Raw genomic sequence first — 16,768 nt, 5'->3', positions numbered from 1 at the left:
GTTTCGCTCTATGCCCCCTGCAGGGATCGAACCTGCGACCCACGGATTAAGAGTCCGCTGCTCTGCCAGCTGAGCTAAGGAGGCAATAGAAAAAGCTGTATTGGTGCCGGACCTTCACGATTTGTATTGAACCCGCGCAATTAAGCAGGTGGGCAACTCGCTCTAACTGAAGCTGCTTCCGCGTGACACGGCTTGCATGCTGTTAGAAGTCTTTTGTTTCCCTAATAATACAAAAAATAGTCGGTCAACACTTAAGTGTGAAGTCGTACACCACAGCGTTTCTATAATTATAATACCATAAATTTTGAAAAATTCAAGAGAAAAATGTGATTTTTTGCAAACGATGTCATCATTTTTTTAAGTCGTCAATCTTATCTTTGGTCATTCCAAGGGCTCGCTCGTATTTGCCATTCTCATTAGGCGTGAAGTAATTGGCGTCTTTTATCTTGTCGGGTAGATAGTCCTGCTTGACCCAATTGCCAGGATAGGAGTGAGGGTAGAGATAGTCCTGTGCGTTGCCCAATTCCTTGCTGCCGGCATAGTGTCCGTCGCGTAAGTGGCGGGGAATGGGGAGGTTTCCATTCTTTCTTAGGTCAGCCAAGGCCTTGTCCATGGCCAGATAGGCTGAGTTAGACTTGGGCGATAGAGCTAGATCGATGACAATATTGGCAATAAGGATACGAGCTTCAGGAAAACCGATCCGCTGAGCTGCCTCCAGAGCTGTAACGGTATGGACTTGAGCGTCAGGATTTGCTAGGCCAATATCTTCGTAAGCGATAACGGTCAAACGTCGAGCTAGGCTAGGCAGGTCTCCTGCCTCAATGAGGCGTGCTGCGTAGTGGAGACTGGCATTGACATCGGAGCCACGGATAGACTTCTGTAGGGCAGAGAGGACATCGTAATGGCCATCCCCGTCCTTATCCATGGTGATATAGCTCTTTTGCAGGCTGTTTTCCATGACATCGAGCGTGATGTGGCGAATGCCCTTGCTATCTTCTGGGGTAGAGAGTACGGCTAGGTCCAGCGAGTTATAGGCGGAGCGCAGGTCTCCGTTGGTAGAGATGGCAATGAATTCCAGAGCCTCATCATCTAGCTCTACTGGAAAATCAAATCCTCGCTCCTTATCCGTCAAGGCTAGCTGAATGGCTGTCCGGATGTCGTCGTTGCTTAGGGGCTCAAGCTCAAATATCTGAACCCGGCTCCTGATAGCAGGAGTGACAGAAAAGAAAGGATTTTCTGTCGTCGCTCCAATCATGATGACCAGACCGCTTTCTAATAGTGGCAGCAGAAAGTCTTGTTTTGTTTTATCCAAACGGTGAATCTCATCCAGTAGGAGAACCAGTCCGCCGGAGAATTTAGCCTCTTCAGCGATTTCTTGCAGGCGCTTCTTGCTATCTACCGTGGCATTAAAGGTCCGAAAGGCGTATTTAGTTGTGCCGGCAATAGCCGAGGCGATAGAGGTCTTGCCGATGCCGGGTGGTCCGTAGAGAATCATCGAGGACAGGCGGTTAGCTTCAACCATACGGCGGATGATTTTCCCGGGTCCGACCAGATGTTGCTGGCCGATAATCTGATCAATATCGGTCGGCCGCATGCGCAGGGCGAGGTTTTCTGGCATAAGATTTCCTTTCTGCAAGTGTTTTTCTTAGCTTTTTGTGTTACTATTGTAGATAGTAATATTTTATCACAATGAAAAGAGGAAATCATGGCTAAGTACGGTTTTTTGGAGATATTGGACGAGGAAATGGGGAAGAGCTTTCCTTTTGATTATGAAATAAACTGGGACAAGAAGAATCACGCAGTGGAAGTGGCCTTTCTCCTTGAGGTTCAAAATCCAGGTGGGATTGAGACGGTTGATGCTGAGGGCAATGCCTCGGCTGAAGATATTTACTTTGAGGAAACCGTGCTTTTCTATAATCCGGTCAAGTCTCGTTTTGAGGCCGAGGATTATCTGGCGGTTCTTCCCTATGAGCCGAAGAAAGGGCTGTCACGGGAGTTTCTAGCTTATTTTGTGGATTTCCTAACCCAAACAGCTGAGTCTGGCCTTGATGCGCTCATGGACTTTTTAGCAGATTCAGAGGCGGCAGAGTTTGAGATGGCTTGGAATGCTGAGGCTTTTGAAAATGGCAGAGCTGACTTGGCTGAGACAGACTTTTATCCCTATCCGAGGTATTAGGAGGCGCTGATGACAGATGAAGAAGGACTAGATTTGCTGCACAAACAGATGGAGTTTTCTGGCTGCAAGATTGCCTTGCTCTGTGATGATAAGCTACTGACTATCTTGCGAGACGATATTTCAACTATTCCTTGGCCCAATATGTGGGAGCTGCCAGGCGGTGGCCGAGAGAACGAGGAGACCCCCTTTGAATGTGTTCAAAGAGAAGTTTTCGAAGAGCTTGGTTTGAAGCTTGAAGAAGTAGCTATTGTCTGGGCTAAGGAATATCAAGGCATGCTTGATCCAGCCAAAACCTCGATTTTTATGGTGGGAACCATCACTCAGGAAGAATTTGCCAGTATCACCTTTGGCGATGAGGGGCAGGCTTATCAGATGATGGATGTGAGCCAGTTCTTATCAGATAAAAAGGTTATTCCGCAGTTGAAGGACAGGTTGAGAGATTATTTGGAGGTGCGAGCATGATTCATATTGAACGGGCGAGAGCTGAGGATTTAGAGACCATTATCGCCATTCAGCGAGCGAGTTTTAAGGCCGTTTATGAGAAATATCAGGATCAATACGACCCCTATCTGGAGGAGCGAGAGCGGATTCGCTGGAAGCTGGTTGAGCGGCCCAATAGTTTTTATTATTTTGTCAAAGACGACGAGAAGATTCTGGGCTTTATCCGCTTGAATACAAATGACGAACAGACAGCAGGCTGGATTGGGACAGTGGCGATTTTGCCAGAGCACCAGAATAAAGGATATGGCTCTGAGGGGCTTGGCCTGATAGAGGAGACATTCTCCACCATTAGGCAATGGGATTTGTGTACGGTTTTCCAGGATAAAGGCATGGTGGCTTTTTATGAGAAAAACGGCTATCATCAGACCCATACGGAGCCCGAAAAAGAGGGCATGGATATGGTCTATATGACAAAGACAACGAAATAAACAAAGAAAGGATTGTTCAGTTAAATTTCTAAACTGAACACGCCCTAAAAACTGTGGCAAAAAGATAAAGTTCTCTTAGACGCAAACGTCGTCAGAGAATTTCCTATTTTGGCTTTGTGTTTTACGGGCTTGGTATTTAATAATGGACACTTGGCAGGAATTAACGATTGAAGTGAAGCGTGAGGCGGAAGAAGCAGCCTCTAATATTCTGATTGAGCTGGGCAGTCAGGGCGTGGCTATCGATGACAGCGCAGATTATCTGGGGCAGGTCGACCAGTATGGTGAGCTTTTTCCAGAAGTTGAGCAGAGCGAGCGAGTCAAGATTACTGGCTACTATCCGGATTCTGTGGATATAGAGGCCGTTGCGGCCCAGGCCAATGAGCGACTGGCTGAGCTGGATGGTTTCGGATTGGAGACGGGAGATATTCAGCTGACTCGGCAGGAACTGGCTGAGGAAGACTGGGCGGATAACTGGAAGAAGTACTTTGAGCCGGCTCGGATCACCCATGACTTGACTATTGTGCCGTCCTGGACGGACTATGAGGGAACAGCTGGTGAGAAGATTATCAAGCTGGATCCTGGCATGGCCTTCGGTACGGGCACTCACCCGACGACCAAGATGAGCCTCTTTGCGCTGGAGCAGGTCTTGCGAGGCGGAGAAACTGTGCTGGATGTGGGTACAGGTAGCGGTGTCCTCTCCATTGCCAGCTCTCTCTTAGGCGCTAAGGACATCTACGCCTATGATTTAGATGAGGTAGCGGTGCGAGTGGCGCAGGAAAATATCGAGCTCAATCCTGGTATGGAGAATATCCATGTGGCGCCGGGGGATCTTCTCCGAGGTGTAGAAATCAAGGCGGACGTCATTGTTGCCAATATCTTGGCCGATATTCTCGTCCATCTGACAGAGGATGCCTATCGTTTGGTCAAGGATGAGGGCTATCTGATTATGAGTGGGATTATTTCTGAGAAGTGGGAAATGGTGCGCGAGTCAGCGGAAGCGGCAGGATTTTTCCTGGAAACGCATATGATTCGGGGCGAATGGAATGCCTGTGTCTTTAAGAAAACGCAGGACATTTCGGGCGTGATAGGTGGTTAGATGCAGCAGTATTTTATAAAAGGAAGTCCTCAGTCCCCTCTGGTGGTAACGGATAAGGATACGGCCAAACATATGTTTTCAGTCATGCGGCTCAAAGAGGACGAACAAGTCACATTAGTCTTTGATGATGGTGTGAAACGGCTGGCTCGGGTGTTAGACCCCGGCCAGCAGAGCTTGGAAATCGTGGAGGAGTTAGCAGACAATACCGAGCTGCCGGTTCAAGTGACCATTGCTTCAGGCTTTCCCAAGGGTGATAAGTTGGAATTTATCACTCAAAAGGCAACGGAGCTAGGAGCCTGTGCTCTCTGGGGCTTTCCAGCTGAGTGGTCGGTGGCTAAGTGGGATGGCAAAAAGCTGGCCAAAAAGAGTGAAAAACTGGAGAAAATTGCTCAGGGAGCAGCGGAGCAAAGCAAGCGCAATCTGATTCCAGAGGTTCGGCTCTTTGATAAAAAGGCAGACTTTCTGGCGGCCTTGGCAGCCTTTGACCGCATCATCGTGGCTTATGAAGAATCGGCCAAAGAAGGAGAAACTGCGGCTCTAGTCCGGGCTCTGTCAGGCTTGGAAACCGGCGCAAAAGTGCTCTTTATCTTCGGACCGGAGGGCGGTCTATCGTCAGATGAAATAGCAGCCTTTCACCAAGCAGGGGCAGTCTCCGCTGGTCTAGGTCCACGTATCCTGCGGGCTGAAACTGCTCCGCTTTATGCCTTGACGGCAGTCAGTGTTTTGTTGGAATTGAGCGATGACAGTCTTTAAAAAGCAAAATCAGCAGCCATTTTGGCTGCTGATTTTTTAATCATTATTGTCTTTCTCGTTTTTTGAAGGTGAAGATTCCTGCAAGTCCGGTCATGGCAAGTCCCAAGAGTCCGAGTGAGGACGTCTTTTCTCCGGTTGCTGGGAGGCTTTCTGCTCCTGCCTGTCTGTGGAACGCTTGCTTGTTTGTGCTAGGGTCAACAGCAGTCAAGACAGGGAAGTCTACTCTACTATGCTGCAGGTTGGCTGCTTCAACTGCGATAGTAGGAGAGCTTGGTTGCTCAATAGGAACCGGTTCAGTTTTCGGTGCGACGTAGACGAATTTGTATTCGCCGAATCCTTCTTGGGCAGATGCCGCTAGATAGACGATGTCTCCGTCAGTACCAATCAAGTTCTTGGCCTTATCAGCTGTCAGGAAGCGCAGGTCTAGTCCCTTGATGGTATCAGCGAAATGCCAGTTTTGATCTGCACTTGGATTGATATTTTTGACAGCCAAAATATAATTGATGATAGCTTGGCGGTTTTCCAGATTGAGCAGACGATTGAGGCTGGCTTCTCGAACACCAGGGAAGTTACCGTTAGACCGGTAGTTGTTGGTCACGACGATAAATTCCTGATTTGGATCAATCTCCTTGCCTTGGTATTTCAGATTACGGACTCGACTGGCATTTGGGTTGGCCAGTTTACCTTCGCGGTCGTATTTATTAGGCTGGGTAATGTCAAACTCATAGGTAACACCGTCGATAACATCAAAGTTATAAGTCCGGTAGTCAGTATTGACCAGATTTTGCGGTTGGCTATTATTTGGATCAATGGTATTGAATTGTCCAGCTGACATTTCCAACCATTCTTTGAGTTGAGCACCGTTGACCTTGAGGATAGCAGTGACATTGTCATAGAGATAGAGGTCTGCTACGTTCTTGATGGCAATAGGACCAGCTGGAATGTCTGTGTAGGCCGTTGCATCCCCACGAGTTCCTGCCTTGAAAGGAGCAGCTGCAGACAGAATGGGAAGGTTGGCTTCAGGCGTGCCAGCCAGCTCTTGCTTAGCATACCAAAGCTGGGCATTGTTGACGATTTGCACAGATGGATCGTCTTTGACCAGAGAGAAGTAACTTGTAATGGGTGCAGTCGTAGTACCGACTTGCTGGCGGACATAGTTGATAGTCCCTTGGTGGGATTCTTTGGCAATGTCAATGACGCGCTGATCTGCTACATTAGACTTGGTATCTACCTTGCGGATAGAGCCCTTGCTGTCAGTGACTTTCCATTTGCCATCGGTATAGTTTAGCTTGAGGTCAATGACGCCCAGATGGTCGCCATATTTTCCAGCCATGGTTACTGGAGTGCCGTTGATTTTCCCGTTGATACCGTCTACACCAGGATATTTTTCGTAGAATCCAGTTCCATTTCCGCTTGGAAATTCTGCGTGGGAGTGGCCCGTTACAACAGCATCCACACCTGGCAGGCTGGCGATTTGATAACCTTCATTTTCCTCGCCTTTTTCATACTTGTCATCTCCGATACCAGAGTGAGAAAGCACCAAAGTGATGTCTGCACCAGCCTTGCGCATCTCAGGAATGATATCTCGAATAGCCTCAACAGAATCGCGAACAACCACTTTTCCTTCTAGGTTTGCCTTATCCCAGTTTAGAATCTGTGGCGGTACAATCCCAGTCACACCAATCTTGACGGTCGTCAAGCGGCCCTGAGTATCTGTAAAGGTCTTTTCGATGATTTTGTAAGGCTGATAGATGAATTTACCAGTCGCTGGATCCAGCACATTTGCATTGACAATAGGCAGGCCAGCTGTCTCAATCACGCGGTTCAGATAGTCCAGACCATAGTTAAACTCATGGTTCCCAAGCGTACCAGCTTCAAAGCCCAGAGCTTGTAAGGCAGCGTACATAGGGTGCTGTTCGCCCTTCTCCACAGGATCCACAATGGCCTTATAGGTTCCCAGCGGCGTTCCTTGTATGGTATCGCCATTGTCGACCAAGAGGACGTTAGGATTTTCTTTCTTAGCCTTCTCGATCAGCACGGCTGTTTTAGCCAGTCCCAAGGTCTCTACTGGCTTGTCCTGATAGTAGTCGTAGTTGACTAAGTTGGTATGGAGGTCGGTCGTTGCCAAGATACGAAGATCGACAGTCTGTCCCTCCACGGGCTTAGTATCCTCAGTAGCTGCTACATTGCGAGCCATAGCCATCAAAGCATCGATATTTCCACCAGCATTTTCTGGGGAAATAGCAGAGCTAGGCTCCGTGCTCTCTGGTGTCGCAGTGGCTTCAGTAGGACTTGCAGCAGTCGTTGGTTTTGCTTCCGCTGCGCTGCTTTCTACTGGAGCAGGATTAGCAGTGACTGCTGGAGTATTCTCATCAGCCTGAACAGCATTTACAATTGCCGCAAGTGCAGCTGCGCTCAAAAGCGCAAGCGTTTTTTGAAGGGATGATTTGGACATAATATCTCCTTTGTTAAAATGAATTTCAGACTTATATTATACTATATTAAAACGCTTTCGGCAATGTTTTTTGGGGGTGGAGTTTCTTAATAATCTATAGCAATACGTACTAAAAGTCTAAATATAGACCATAACATAATAAGAATATAAAAAAATAATAGGTGAATACTTGACAATCATTAACAAAAGAGTTAAAATTACTAACGTAACCTGTTCTATTAAGAACAAATAAATTATGAATAAGGAGTCCAATTATGGCAGAAATTTCATTATCCCCAGAAGAACTCACCTCGCAAGCAGCAGTCTATTCTAATGCACGCGATCAAATTGAATCAGCTATTCAGGCAGTAAATAGTGCTAACGGCGAAATGCAAGCACACTGGAAAGGTAGTGCTTTCAAATCTTATCTTGACCAATATCAACAATTGCATGGTGATGTGGTTAAATTCCAAGAATTGTTGAGTTCTATCAATCAACAATTGGTTAGTTATGCTAATACTGTATCGGAACGTGATACAGCGGATGCAAATAGCTTTGGTTTCAAAGGATAAGAAAACTCTGGAATGGAGGGATGGGATTGCTTCCTATCTCTCTTTATTTTAGTCAGAATTTAGAAATAGGAGAATGGAAATGTCAGATGCATCTTATTACCAAGGATTAGCTAATCAAGAATCTCAAAATCATGATAATGCAATTTCTCAAAAAGCAGCCATAGATGCAAAGATTTCTCGCTTAGAGACGGCCAAATCAGACTTATCCACTCAGATAAATAATTTTCAGACAGGTATTATAGATGCCTTAACGAAAATTAAAGGAGAAGATGGATCTCAGTTTAAAGGAGATCGGAAGACTAAATACGCAGAAAAACATGATTCTGCTAATACTGCTGCTTCAACCAATAAAACAAGCCATGACACAAATTTGAGTAGTATAGATACTAAGATTGAAAGCCTTCAAACAGAGTCGGCCAACTTACAGACAGCAGCAGATACGGCCTATAATAATATGCTTAATTATCAGTCTTTGGCAAATTCAGCTAGTTCAGAATAGAGGATGGGAAGATAAATGGCAAATACAGGAACAGATTATGGTGCTTGGACGGGACTTACTTCTACAGTTAGTACAAGTATCTCTGGGATAGCAGATATGGCAGAGTTAACTTTTTCAGCAACGACAATGACTCCTTTTACGTCTTTTAATGACGAGATTAAGTCATTTAATACAGCGATTAGCAGTCTCAAAACTTTCACGACAACGGATGTAACGCGTATGAATCAAGCAGCTGAAAATAAAGTGACTGATGACCAAAATCAAGCAAATGCTAAATAGGTAAGTTAGCAGAAAGGAATGTTAGGAAATGGACGAAGTAGCTGCGCTTTATGAAATTTCTTTAAACCGACTCTCACTTTTAGAAACTAATGGTGAAATATTGAAACAAGTTGGTTATTCTATTACTCAACAGGGGGGAGCTTTTCGGGAGCTCCAGTTTGCTTTCTTTAATCATAAATCGTCCTATATATACAAAAGTATGTTAGGAGACCCTGTGGAATTCCAATTTGATTGGGCGGTTAGGGAACTAACAATTATGTATATGGAATCAAAAGTAACAATGACTATGTCTCAGTTTAATTCTTGGTTAGCATATACAGACTTACTTCTTTCTTTAGTTTTACCATTGGGAACCTTGGTAGAGTTGCGCCTAGAGAAATTATCTCCTAAATTGGTAGAAATGATGAAGGAAGCACAGATTCCCTGTAGAGCAGTTATCTTAGGTAGAAGAGTGCTTTTGGGTCCTGAAAGCAGAGATTATATAGATTATCTTGTGAGTCTTTATCCGTATGGTCTAAGGCCGGATGTGGAACCGATATATATACCTGCTTATTATATCAAAGAGGTTCTTCAGGAGGGCCATAGTGATGATTTTGATAAAGACTATGTTAAAAGGCAATATCGGGTAGATTATTTTAAACAAAATTTAGTTTCTGAAATATATCATGAATAAAGGAGAACGAGTATGAAAATAGATATGACGGAGGTTAACAACCAGAAATCTGCGCTGACCAATTCCGTTACAAATCTCAATAATCAGATTGATACATCAAAGAACTCTTTTTCTAGCCTAACGGCTTCAAATAGTCTATCAGGAGATGTAAAGTCAGCTATTGATGGCAAAATAAATAATTATCAGCTTCCTCTCTTAACCAACTTTAGTAATGCTCTAAACGTTCTGTCAGCTCAGTATGATAAGACTATTGAGCAGTTCCAATCAACAGTATCAGAGAATGCGTCAGATGCGATAATTGATACGGATTATCTACAAGGATTGTTAGATGGTTTTTCAGATTTGGAGACCAATATTAGCACAGTGAACCAGCAGACTTCAACTATATATAGCTCTATTGCTGATATTATTAGTTTGACTAATCCGGATGCCAGCTTAATTACAACGCCATTATCAGAAGCTAAGACAATATTAACTGAAACAAAGGCGAATATGGAAACGTTTGATGGCTGGACAAGAGGAACTGAGTACGCAGATTTATTGTTATCTCAAACTAAAATTCTTGAAAGTCTATCTAATATAGCTGGTAGTTCGTTTACTTCTGCGGAAGCTAAGAGTTTTTATAGTAATTCGGAATTTCTACAAGGAGTAGTTAAAATTGCTGAGACTGTTACGAATTCAACTCCATTAGAACTTTTGAAGAATATATCTGAAACATTAAACAGTTTTTCTAAATCAGGTTTATCTTGGTGGTCGAAGTTTATCATGGATACCCGAGGTAAACGAGCTATGGCTTCAGGGAAAATTTGGGTTGATGATCAAGGACAACTTCATGCTGATGGCAGTGCTGAAGCTGCGGCGTTTCTGGTTGATTTGGAAACTAGTGGCGGCTTTGAAATTGCAGGCGTCAAATTCAATGCTGAAGGTAAGGCGTTTGTTGGAGCAAAAGCTGCTGCAGATATAAAAGCTAATTTAACAAAAGATGGAATTGACATATCTGCGCATGCTGAAGCTATGATTGGTGTCTCTGCCTCTGCTAGCGGTGGCTTTGCGGTTGGTTCAGGAATTCTGTCAGCGAAAGGGGAAGCTAAGGTAGAGGCAATGGCTGGAGCTTGGGTCAATGCTGATGGTAGTGTAACTTTTGATGAAAAAGGATTGATGGCAAGTGCTTCAGCCTCTGCTAAAGCTGGAGCTGAGGCCAAAGGAAATGTTGATCTTACCTTTGGTGATACAAGTCATGGAATTACTCAGATAAATGCTGGTGCTTCTGGTGAGGCATTCGCAGGTGCAAAAGCTGATGCTAGCGCTAGCTTTAAAGCACATTCAACTGGTGGCGTAGAAGCTAATGCACAAGCTGGAGCGTTTGCTGGTGCACAAGCTGAAGGCGAGGTTCATGCTAAAGCGGCCTATACTACATTTAGTATAGGTGGTAGTGCAAAAGCTGGCGTTGGTGCAGAAGCAAGTGCTGGATTTAAGGCTGGCGAGGGTCACATTAAACTTGACCTAGATATAGGTGCTGCTCTTGGAGTGGGTCTAGGTGGGAAAGTTAAAGTTGATTTTGATTACGATTCAGCAATTAAGGATGTTAAAGATTTTGCTAATTGGATCAATCCATTTAAATAATAGGAGGATCATGTGGACTTTTTAATAATTTTTATTGTCTTAATGCTTGTAATTTTTGCTTTCGTAGGTTGGATAGTTTATTGGGCGATTAGTCATTCCGCCAAAAAGAATAAAGTATACCAAGCCTTCGCTTCCGAGCACGGCTATCAATTTGATAAAGCACAAGGTAATGACTATTACAGAGAATATTCCAAGCAAAAAACAAGTAACGACCTCACACTAAAACTTTTCCAGAATCCGTATGTAGAAAAATACGCGAATTTTAGTCATTATCCATTTGGTCGTGGAAATATGGTAAAAGTTGCCTATGTAATTTCAGGTAACTACAATGGTTCTCAATTTCGGGCTTTCACCTATCATTTTGAGGGAAATGCAATTGAGAACTCTGGTCCTGGCGGTGTTTTCAGCATTGTTATGATTCAGTGCCCTGATGAACCAAAAGGTCAGCTTTCAGAGCAAATGTTTTATGAAAATGGAATGCTCTGTGAATACCTTCGAGAAAATTTGAATGTAGAAACGATTCATGATAGAATTGACGAATTAAAATATATTGCAAAAGGAGTATAATGATATGACTTTAAGAGAATTTCCTAGTGAAGCATTTCCTGCTTTTCCTAATATACAAGTAGATGCTGGGGTAGAATGGGATAACTGGAATTTACCAGGTTCAGTACTCTCTCTGAAAAAAGTAAAAAAAGGAAGTTTCACTTCTAATGTTTTAATAAATGTCAGAACAGTTAGTTTAGATTATGGTTTTGATGCGTATAAGGCTGAAATCCAAGGATATGCGAAAAATCTCGCTGACATTAAGTTTATTTCTGAGGGATTACATGATGTGAACGGTTGTCAGTGGGAAGTGGTAGAGTATGCATACATTGACGAAGACTCCGGCCCACTAGCTCAGTTCCTAGCTGCAACTTTCATAGAGAAAGAAGCAGTGAAAATAATGGTTAGCTTTACTGGAACTGTAGGTATAAAAGATCAAACTCATAATCCAGATTATATAGAAATTCAGAATATTTTTAGGAGTGTGAAAATAGATGAATAAAATGAAAAAAATATTAACTTATATTGCCCTCCCAGTCTTTTTAGTGATTTTGACAGCCTGTGGAAATTCTTCAGATGCACTTCAGGGGGAGTGGAAAGCCCAAACAGGTGCTCAGGAAAATGTTGTTCTTAAATTTGACAAGGATAAAGTTACAGTAGATGGGAAAGAATATGACTATAAGCAAAAGTCTGTTGAGAAAAAAGGTGATATAACATACTATAAAATTGAGCAAAACGGTGAGAACTATACCGTTATTTTCCCAGATAAAGATAAAAATATTGCAGTTATGATTCAGCCATATTCGTCAAAGGACGACTTAAATGGAACGATGCTTTATGCAATGAATAAAAAGGAACAACCAAATTATTCTGAGTATTCAAAAAAATACTCTCAATAGTTTTTTTGAAGAATTAGAATATCTAATACTCTCTAAGTGAATCCTTTTTAACAATGGTGAGAGAAAAGGTTCCGATTGTAAGCAGAGAAGACCAAACTGGTCTTCTCTTTTGGTGTGGTAAAAGAGAAGTTTATCCAAGGTATAATAATCGTTAGACTTTGATGATTGAGCGTTGCTTCTATTGGAGTTAAGAGAAGATTGAACATATAATAATCAAAAGTGTTCCTGATGACTGTTGCACTACTTTCATTAAAAAGTAATCACATAACTTATAGTATATTCCAAAAGCACAGTAAACTCTTAGCTATATTTTTAATAGAAAAGATTTATGTAAAAATTTTCCCTATGAACCATTATTTTATTTTCATTCTCTGATTATTGTGTTATACTAAGAAGCGGAATACCTCTAAGTAGTGTTTTTAAAGTAGTATAAGTATGTTAAAAATCTTGATTTTTTCATTGAAATAACATATTATGTGAATCTATGTAGATGCTAATATACTTATGGTGTTTTATCAGAAGAGTATGTGGTTATGTGCTGAGATTAATAGGCTTGTAATGACTGAAACCAATGATAAACTATTTTGAGAGTAATATTATAGTGATATCTATAGATTGTAATTAAAAAAGACTAAAAGTGTTTACCACTCTATTTTAGTTAAAATTCAGAAAGAGGAAAATAAAAATGTCAGATGCATCTTATTACCAAGGATTAGCTAATCAAGAATCTCAAAATCATGATAATGCAATTTCTCAAAAAGCAGCTGTAGATGAAAAGATTTCTCGCTTAGAAACTGCCAAATCGGACTTATCCACTCAGATAAATAATTTTCAGACAGGTATTATAGATGCCTTAACGAAAATAAAAGGGGAAGATGAATCCAGTTTTAAAGGGGATCGGAAGAATAAATATGCAGAGAAGTACGATTCTGCTAATACTGCTGCTACAACTAATAAAACGAGTCACGACACAAATTTGAGTAGTATAGATGCTAAGATTGGGGAGCTTCAAGCAGAGTCAGCCAACTTACAGACAGCAGCAGATACAGCTTATAATAATATGCTTAATTATCAGTCTTTGGCAAATTCAGCTAGTTCAGAATAGAGGATGGGAAGATAGATGGCAAATACAGGAACAGATTATGGTGCTTGGACGGGACTTACTTCTACAGTTAGTACAAGTATCTCTGGGATAGCAGATATGGCAGAGTTAACTTTTTCAGCAACAACAATGACTCCTTTTACATCTTTTAATGACGAGATAAAGTCATTTAATACAGCGATTAGCAGTCTCAAGACTTTTACAACTACGGATGTAACTCGTATGAATCAAGCGGCTGAAAATAAAGTGACTGATGATCAAAATCAAGCAAATGCTAAATAAGTAATTTGGCAGAAAGGAACAAGATAGATGAATGAGATAAGTGACCTTTATCAAAACTCCTTGCTTCAATTAGGAGTTGATGAGGGTGAAAGAGCCATTTTGGAGCAAGTGGGTCAATCCTTGATTAGTCAAGGAGATGCATTTCGTAGACTTCAGTTGGCAATTGTCAAGAAAGAGTCCTTCTATAGCTACAACAGCTTGCTGGGTACATCTGTTACGATGAAGTTTGATTGGGAGCAGGAAAGAGTAACTCTGGCTTATTTAGGCTCGGAGCTCGTTTTGTCTATGAAAGACTTTAGGATTTGGTTATCTTGTACTGATTTACTGTTGGCTCCAATCCTCCCCTTGGGCAGTTTGGTAGAGTTAGATCGCGAGCTTCTTCCAGAGGGACTAGTATCCGAGATGGAGAAGGCAAAGGTTCCCTTCATGGCTATGATTATGGGGCGGAGATTGCTTTCTGAACCAGACGACCGGGAATATATAGATTATCTAGTTAGCATCTACCCCTATGGTATGAGACTAGATGTTGAACCTTTGTTTATTCCAAGCTATTTGATTTCTCATGTTATCCAAGAAGGTTATAGCGATACTTTGGATCAATCCTATGTAGATCAGCAGTATCGTAAGGATTATTTTCGACATAGGGTTTTTTCCGTGACACATAGTATTGAAGGAGAAGATAGATGAAAATAGATATGACAGAGGTTCATAACCAGAAGACAGCATTGTCTAACTCACAGACCTCGATTACTACCCAGCTTGAGACAGCTAAGACCTCTTTTGTAAGTTTGGTCAATTCAGAAAGTCTCAAAGGAGATGTCAAGGGAGCAATTGATGCTAAGATCAATAACCATCAGGTTCCATTATTGACAAACTTTTCTAATGCTTTAGCCGTTCTTTCTGCTCAATACGATAAGACTATCGAACAGTTTAAATCAACAGTTTCAGAGACAGCAGCAGATGCGATTATTGATACGGATTATTTGCAAGGGCTTTTAGATGGTTTTTCGAGTATAGAGACCAATATTAGTACGGTGAATCAAGCAACGGCAAATATTTATAGTTCCATCTCTGATATTATCAGTCTGACAAATCCAGATGCTAGTACAATAACTACTCCTTTGTCAGAAAGGAAGACCATTTTGACCGATACTAAAACCAATATGGCCAGCTTCAATGGTTGGAAACGAGGAGATGAGTATAGCAAGCTTTTACAAGTTCAAGCGACTGCTCTGAAGGGACTGGAAGGAGCAGGTAAGAGTTCCTTTACTTCAAAAGAAGCACAGGCATTTTATAAAGGCACTGCCTTTATGGATGGAGTTGAGGAAGTTACCAATTCTGTTTTAAATTCGACACCTATAAAGGTGTTAGACTATATTGTAGAAGAACTAAAATCTATTGCGCAATCTTTAGGAATAGAAGGCTTTAAAGCAGCTTCAACTAAGGCTGGAGCAATGGTAAATTCCTTAATTAGAAAATCGGTAGGCCGTAAATTGCTTCAATACGGTGTTAGAGGAGCTAATTTTGTTATGATTAATTCTGGCACTCGTACTGGGACTCAAGCTCTTGCAAGAGCAGCTAAATCTTTTGCAAGAGGAGAAAAGATTGCTGGTTGGGCTACTAAATTTGGTAAATTCATCGGAGGCCATGTAGATGATGTGCGTTTTGTAAAAGATTCTCTAGGCCATCTTAATAAAGATATTCTTAAAGCAGATATATTCAGAAACATGAAATCTGCTGTGTCTCAGAAAGGTCTCGGAGCAGTAAAAAATGTAGGCGCTATCGGTACAGTATTAGCATTGAAAGATGGTTGGGATACATTCCAACAGAATAGGGGGAAATATGGGGATGTTCATGCAGCAGCTGATGGAGTCGCCCATGCGGCAGGTACCTTTAGTGGTGCAGTAGTCGGAGCTCAGGTCGGAGCAGTTATTGGCTCTGCTATTCCAATCCCTGTAGTAGGAACGGTAATAGGAACAGTAGCAGGGACGATTATCGGAGATGCAGTTGGAAAAGGGATTAATCATGTATGGGATAAGTTTTCACACGGAGAGTGGAAGCTACCCAAGCTGTGGTAACGGGAATCCGATAAATATTAGAAAGAGGCTAGAATGTTTTTTATAAGACGTCGTATGTTTTTTAATCAATATGGCGATAAAGCTATTTATTTTGATTGTAAGACCCACGAACTTTTAGAGGCACCAAAGAGTAAACTATTAGATACAGAGAAATCAAGCAGGATGAATCGGCATATTCCTCTATTAGTTGTTCTCTTTATAGCTAGCGGAAGTGGTATTTCTTCCTTCTTTAGTCTATTTTTACAAGGAACTTATAGCATGACAACTTTTTGGAGTGTTATTCTTATTTGGATAGCAGAGTTTACCTTTATTACTATCCTCGTAGAACGCGCCTTGTATCGAAATGTCAACAGAGCACAAGTGACCTCTCAAACGGTTTGTCGGGTGATTATGGAAAAGTCAGACGAAGCCAAGGAAGTGGAGGCAGAGATTGAGATGAGTGAAAAAGATAGCCGCAATGCTACACGCTTGATAAAAGGATTGATTTTTCTAGTCCCCTTGGTTGGATTCTTCTATGCCTATGATTTCATTTTTAATTATAAAGACTTGTTAGGTAATCCTATTGGAGGAGAGATATTTAAAATTGTTGCATCAGGACTTTTGCTAGGTGTTTCTTTTGTATTATATAATCAGAACAATCTTCCCAAAAGTTTTGATATATTGGATTTATTCCGTGCTGGAAAACTTAATGTGATATGTAGAGCTGACGACGATCCAGATGTCTATCTAGAAGTGAGCGTCGGACCGGATGGAGCTATTGTGACAAAAGAATTACATAAGTAAAGAAGAAAGTTTTGAGATGCTTTAAGATATGGAGATTAATTTTT

General features: G+C 41.9%; 20 protein-coding genes and 1 tRNA gene. 18 read left to right on the top strand and 3 right to left on the bottom strand.

Annotated features, from left to right (window positions below; translation table 11 throughout):
- Positions 1-11 precede the first annotated feature (11 nt).
- A tRNA-Lys gene (locus O3620_RS03890) sits at positions 12-84 on the bottom strand.
- Between the two features lie 265 nt (positions 85-349).
- Positions 350-1,618 (bottom strand): replication-associated recombination protein A, encoded by a 1,269-nt coding sequence (locus tag O3620_RS03885; protein ID WP_002919836.1) that lies wholly within the window; start codon positions 1,616-1,618, stop codon positions 350-352.
- Between the two features lie 87 nt (positions 1,619-1,705).
- Between O3620_RS03885 and O3620_RS03880 the strand changes: the two genes are divergently transcribed.
- From O3620_RS03880 to O3620_RS03860, 5 genes are all read left to right on the top strand, one after another.
- Complete coding sequence (locus tag O3620_RS03880; protein ID WP_002919835.1) at positions 1,706-2,176, top strand: DUF3013 family protein; 471 nt, start codon at positions 1,706-1,708, stop codon at positions 2,174-2,176.
- Positions 2,177-2,185: 9 nt separating this feature from the next.
- Positions 2,186-2,638 (top strand): NUDIX hydrolase, encoded by a 453-nt coding sequence (locus O3620_RS03875; RefSeq protein WP_002919834.1) that lies wholly within the window; start codon positions 2,186-2,188, stop codon positions 2,636-2,638.
- Positions 2,635-3,105 carry a GNAT family N-acetyltransferase gene (locus tag O3620_RS03870; RefSeq protein WP_002919832.1) on the top strand — a complete coding sequence of 157 codons (471 nt, stop codon included), beginning with the start codon at positions 2,635-2,637 and terminating at the stop codon, positions 3,103-3,105. Before O3620_RS03875 ends, O3620_RS03870 begins: the two co-directional genes overlap by 4 nt.
- Positions 3,106-3,247: 142 nt before the next feature.
- Positions 3,248-4,201, top strand: a complete 954-nt coding sequence (gene prmA / locus O3620_RS03865) for a 50S ribosomal protein L11 methyltransferase (RefSeq protein ID WP_002919831.1) — start codon at positions 3,248-3,250, stop codon at positions 4,199-4,201.
- Positions 4,202-4,954, top strand: coding sequence for a 16S rRNA (uracil(1498)-N(3))-methyltransferase (locus O3620_RS03860; RefSeq protein ID WP_002919830.1), 753 nt, complete (start codon positions 4,202-4,204; stop codon positions 4,952-4,954).
- Between the two features lie 43 nt (positions 4,955-4,997).
- On the opposite strand, the gene O3620_RS03855 is transcribed toward O3620_RS03860, so the two are convergent.
- Positions 4,998-7,409 carry a bifunctional 2',3'-cyclic-nucleotide 2'-phosphodiesterase/3'-nucleotidase gene (locus O3620_RS03855; RefSeq protein ID WP_002919829.1) on the bottom strand — a complete coding sequence of 804 codons (2,412 nt, stop codon included), beginning with the start codon at positions 7,407-7,409 and terminating at the stop codon, positions 4,998-5,000.
- Positions 7,410-7,663: 254 nt separating this feature from the next.
- Between O3620_RS03855 and O3620_RS03850 the strand changes: the two genes are divergently transcribed.
- The 13 genes from O3620_RS03850 to O3620_RS03790 all read left to right on the top strand — a co-directional run bounded on the left by O3620_RS03850 (position 7,664) and on the right by O3620_RS03790 (position 16,724).
- Positions 7,664-7,960 (top strand): WXG100 family type VII secretion target, encoded by a 297-nt coding sequence (locus O3620_RS03850; RefSeq protein WP_002919827.1) that lies wholly within the window; start codon positions 7,664-7,666, stop codon positions 7,958-7,960.
- Positions 7,961-8,039: 79 nt separating this feature from the next.
- On the top strand, positions 8,040-8,459 hold the full coding sequence (locus tag O3620_RS03845; RefSeq protein WP_032913025.1) for a DUF5082 domain-containing protein: 420 nt from the start codon (positions 8,040-8,042) through the stop codon (positions 8,457-8,459).
- Positions 8,460-8,474: 15 nt separating this feature from the next.
- On the top strand, positions 8,475-8,738 hold the full coding sequence (locus O3620_RS03840; RefSeq protein ID WP_002919819.1) for a hypothetical protein: 264 nt from the start codon (positions 8,475-8,477) through the stop codon (positions 8,736-8,738).
- A gap of 28 nt (positions 8,739-8,766) precedes the next feature.
- Positions 8,767-9,411: a DUF4176 domain-containing protein gene (locus O3620_RS03835; protein ID WP_002919825.1), complete on the top strand. Its 645-nt coding sequence runs from the start codon at positions 8,767-8,769 to the stop codon at positions 9,409-9,411.
- 12 nt (positions 9,412-9,423) lie between these two features.
- A complete protein-coding gene (locus tag O3620_RS03830) occupies positions 9,424-11,034 on the top strand; it encodes a T7SS effector LXG polymorphic toxin (protein ID WP_371601452.1) in 1,611 nt (536 codons plus the stop codon).
- 42 nt (positions 11,035-11,076) lie between these two features.
- Positions 11,077-11,601 (top strand): hypothetical protein, encoded by a 525-nt coding sequence (locus O3620_RS03825; protein WP_002919823.1) that lies wholly within the window; start codon positions 11,077-11,079, stop codon positions 11,599-11,601.
- 4 nt (positions 11,602-11,605) lie between these two features.
- Positions 11,606-12,082, top strand: coding sequence for a hypothetical protein (locus O3620_RS03820; RefSeq protein WP_235787838.1), 477 nt, complete (start codon positions 11,606-11,608; stop codon positions 12,080-12,082).
- Entirely contained in the window at positions 12,075-12,479 is a 405-nt protein-coding gene (locus O3620_RS03815; RefSeq protein WP_371601451.1) for a glycosyltransferase, read from the top strand. Before O3620_RS03820 ends, O3620_RS03815 begins: the two co-directional genes overlap by 8 nt.
- A 685-nt stretch (positions 12,480-13,164) precedes the next feature.
- Positions 13,165-13,584 carry a DUF5082 family protein gene (locus O3620_RS03810; RefSeq protein ID WP_002919820.1) on the top strand — a complete coding sequence of 140 codons (420 nt, stop codon included), beginning with the start codon at positions 13,165-13,167 and terminating at the stop codon, positions 13,582-13,584.
- 15 nt (positions 13,585-13,599) lie between these two features.
- Positions 13,600-13,863 (top strand): hypothetical protein, encoded by a 264-nt coding sequence (locus O3620_RS03805; protein WP_002919819.1) that lies wholly within the window; start codon positions 13,600-13,602, stop codon positions 13,861-13,863.
- 27 nt (positions 13,864-13,890) lie between these two features.
- Positions 13,891-14,550: a DUF4176 domain-containing protein gene (locus tag O3620_RS03800; RefSeq protein WP_002919818.1), complete on the top strand. Its 660-nt coding sequence runs from the start codon at positions 13,891-13,893 to the stop codon at positions 14,548-14,550.
- A complete protein-coding gene (locus O3620_RS03795) occupies positions 14,547-15,941 on the top strand; it encodes a T7SS effector LXG polymorphic toxin (RefSeq protein ID WP_371601450.1) in 1,395 nt (464 codons plus the stop codon). Before O3620_RS03800 ends, O3620_RS03795 begins: the two co-directional genes overlap by 4 nt.
- A 54-nt stretch (positions 15,942-15,995) precedes the next feature.
- Complete coding sequence (locus O3620_RS03790) at positions 15,996-16,724, top strand: hypothetical protein (protein WP_002919816.1); 729 nt, start codon at positions 15,996-15,998, stop codon at positions 16,722-16,724.
- Positions 16,725-16,768: the final 44 nt, after the last annotated feature.

This window comes from Streptococcus sp. 27098_8_134, from assembly GCF_041431675.1.
GTDB classification, from domain to species: domain Bacteria; phylum Bacillota; class Bacilli; order Lactobacillales; family Streptococcaceae; genus Streptococcus; species Streptococcus sanguinis_R.
Note: the sequence above shows the minus strand (reverse complement) of the source record. Positions and strands in the feature narration are given on the sequence as shown.

Bases quoted from the DNA above. Each gene is read 5' to 3' on its own strand.
- O3620_RS03885 (WP_002919836.1), bottom strand. From the start codon at position 1,618: ATGCCAGAAAACCTCGCCCTGCGCATGCGGCCGACCGATATTGATCAG.
- O3620_RS03880 (WP_002919835.1), top strand. From the start codon at position 1,706: ATGGCTAAGTACGGTTTTTTGGAGATATTGGACGAGGAAATGGGGAAG.
- O3620_RS03875 (WP_002919834.1), top strand. From the start codon at position 2,186: ATGACAGATGAAGAAGGACTAGATTTGCTGCACAAACAGATGGAGTTT.
- O3620_RS03870 (WP_002919832.1), top strand. From the start codon at position 2,635: ATGATTCATATTGAACGGGCGAGAGCTGAGGATTTAGAGACCATTATC.
- prmA (WP_002919831.1), top strand. From the start codon at position 3,248: ATGGACACTTGGCAGGAATTAACGATTGAAGTGAAGCGTGAGGCGGAA.
- O3620_RS03860 (WP_002919830.1), top strand. From the start codon at position 4,202: ATGCAGCAGTATTTTATAAAAGGAAGTCCTCAGTCCCCTCTGGTGGTA.
- O3620_RS03855 (WP_002919829.1), bottom strand. From the start codon at position 7,409: ATGTCCAAATCATCCCTTCAAAAAACGCTTGCGCTTTTGAGCGCAGCT.
- O3620_RS03850 (WP_002919827.1), top strand. From the start codon at position 7,664: ATGGCAGAAATTTCATTATCCCCAGAAGAACTCACCTCGCAAGCAGCA.
- O3620_RS03845 (WP_032913025.1), top strand. From the start codon at position 8,040: ATGTCAGATGCATCTTATTACCAAGGATTAGCTAATCAAGAATCTCAA.
- O3620_RS03840 (WP_002919819.1), top strand. From the start codon at position 8,475: ATGGCAAATACAGGAACAGATTATGGTGCTTGGACGGGACTTACTTCT.
- O3620_RS03835 (WP_002919825.1), top strand. From the start codon at position 8,767: ATGGACGAAGTAGCTGCGCTTTATGAAATTTCTTTAAACCGACTCTCA.
- O3620_RS03830 (WP_371601452.1), top strand. From the start codon at position 9,424: ATGAAAATAGATATGACGGAGGTTAACAACCAGAAATCTGCGCTGACC.
- O3620_RS03825 (WP_002919823.1), top strand. From the start codon at position 11,077: ATGCTTGTAATTTTTGCTTTCGTAGGTTGGATAGTTTATTGGGCGATT.
- O3620_RS03820 (WP_235787838.1), top strand. From the start codon at position 11,606: ATGACTTTAAGAGAATTTCCTAGTGAAGCATTTCCTGCTTTTCCTAAT.
- O3620_RS03815 (WP_371601451.1), top strand. From the start codon at position 12,075: ATGAATAAAATGAAAAAAATATTAACTTATATTGCCCTCCCAGTCTTT.
- O3620_RS03810 (WP_002919820.1), top strand. From the start codon at position 13,165: ATGTCAGATGCATCTTATTACCAAGGATTAGCTAATCAAGAATCTCAA.
- O3620_RS03805 (WP_002919819.1), top strand. From the start codon at position 13,600: ATGGCAAATACAGGAACAGATTATGGTGCTTGGACGGGACTTACTTCT.
- O3620_RS03800 (WP_002919818.1), top strand. From the start codon at position 13,891: ATGAATGAGATAAGTGACCTTTATCAAAACTCCTTGCTTCAATTAGGA.
- O3620_RS03795 (WP_371601450.1), top strand. From the start codon at position 14,547: ATGAAAATAGATATGACAGAGGTTCATAACCAGAAGACAGCATTGTCT.
- O3620_RS03790 (WP_002919816.1), top strand. From the start codon at position 15,996: ATGTTTTTTAATCAATATGGCGATAAAGCTATTTATTTTGATTGTAAG.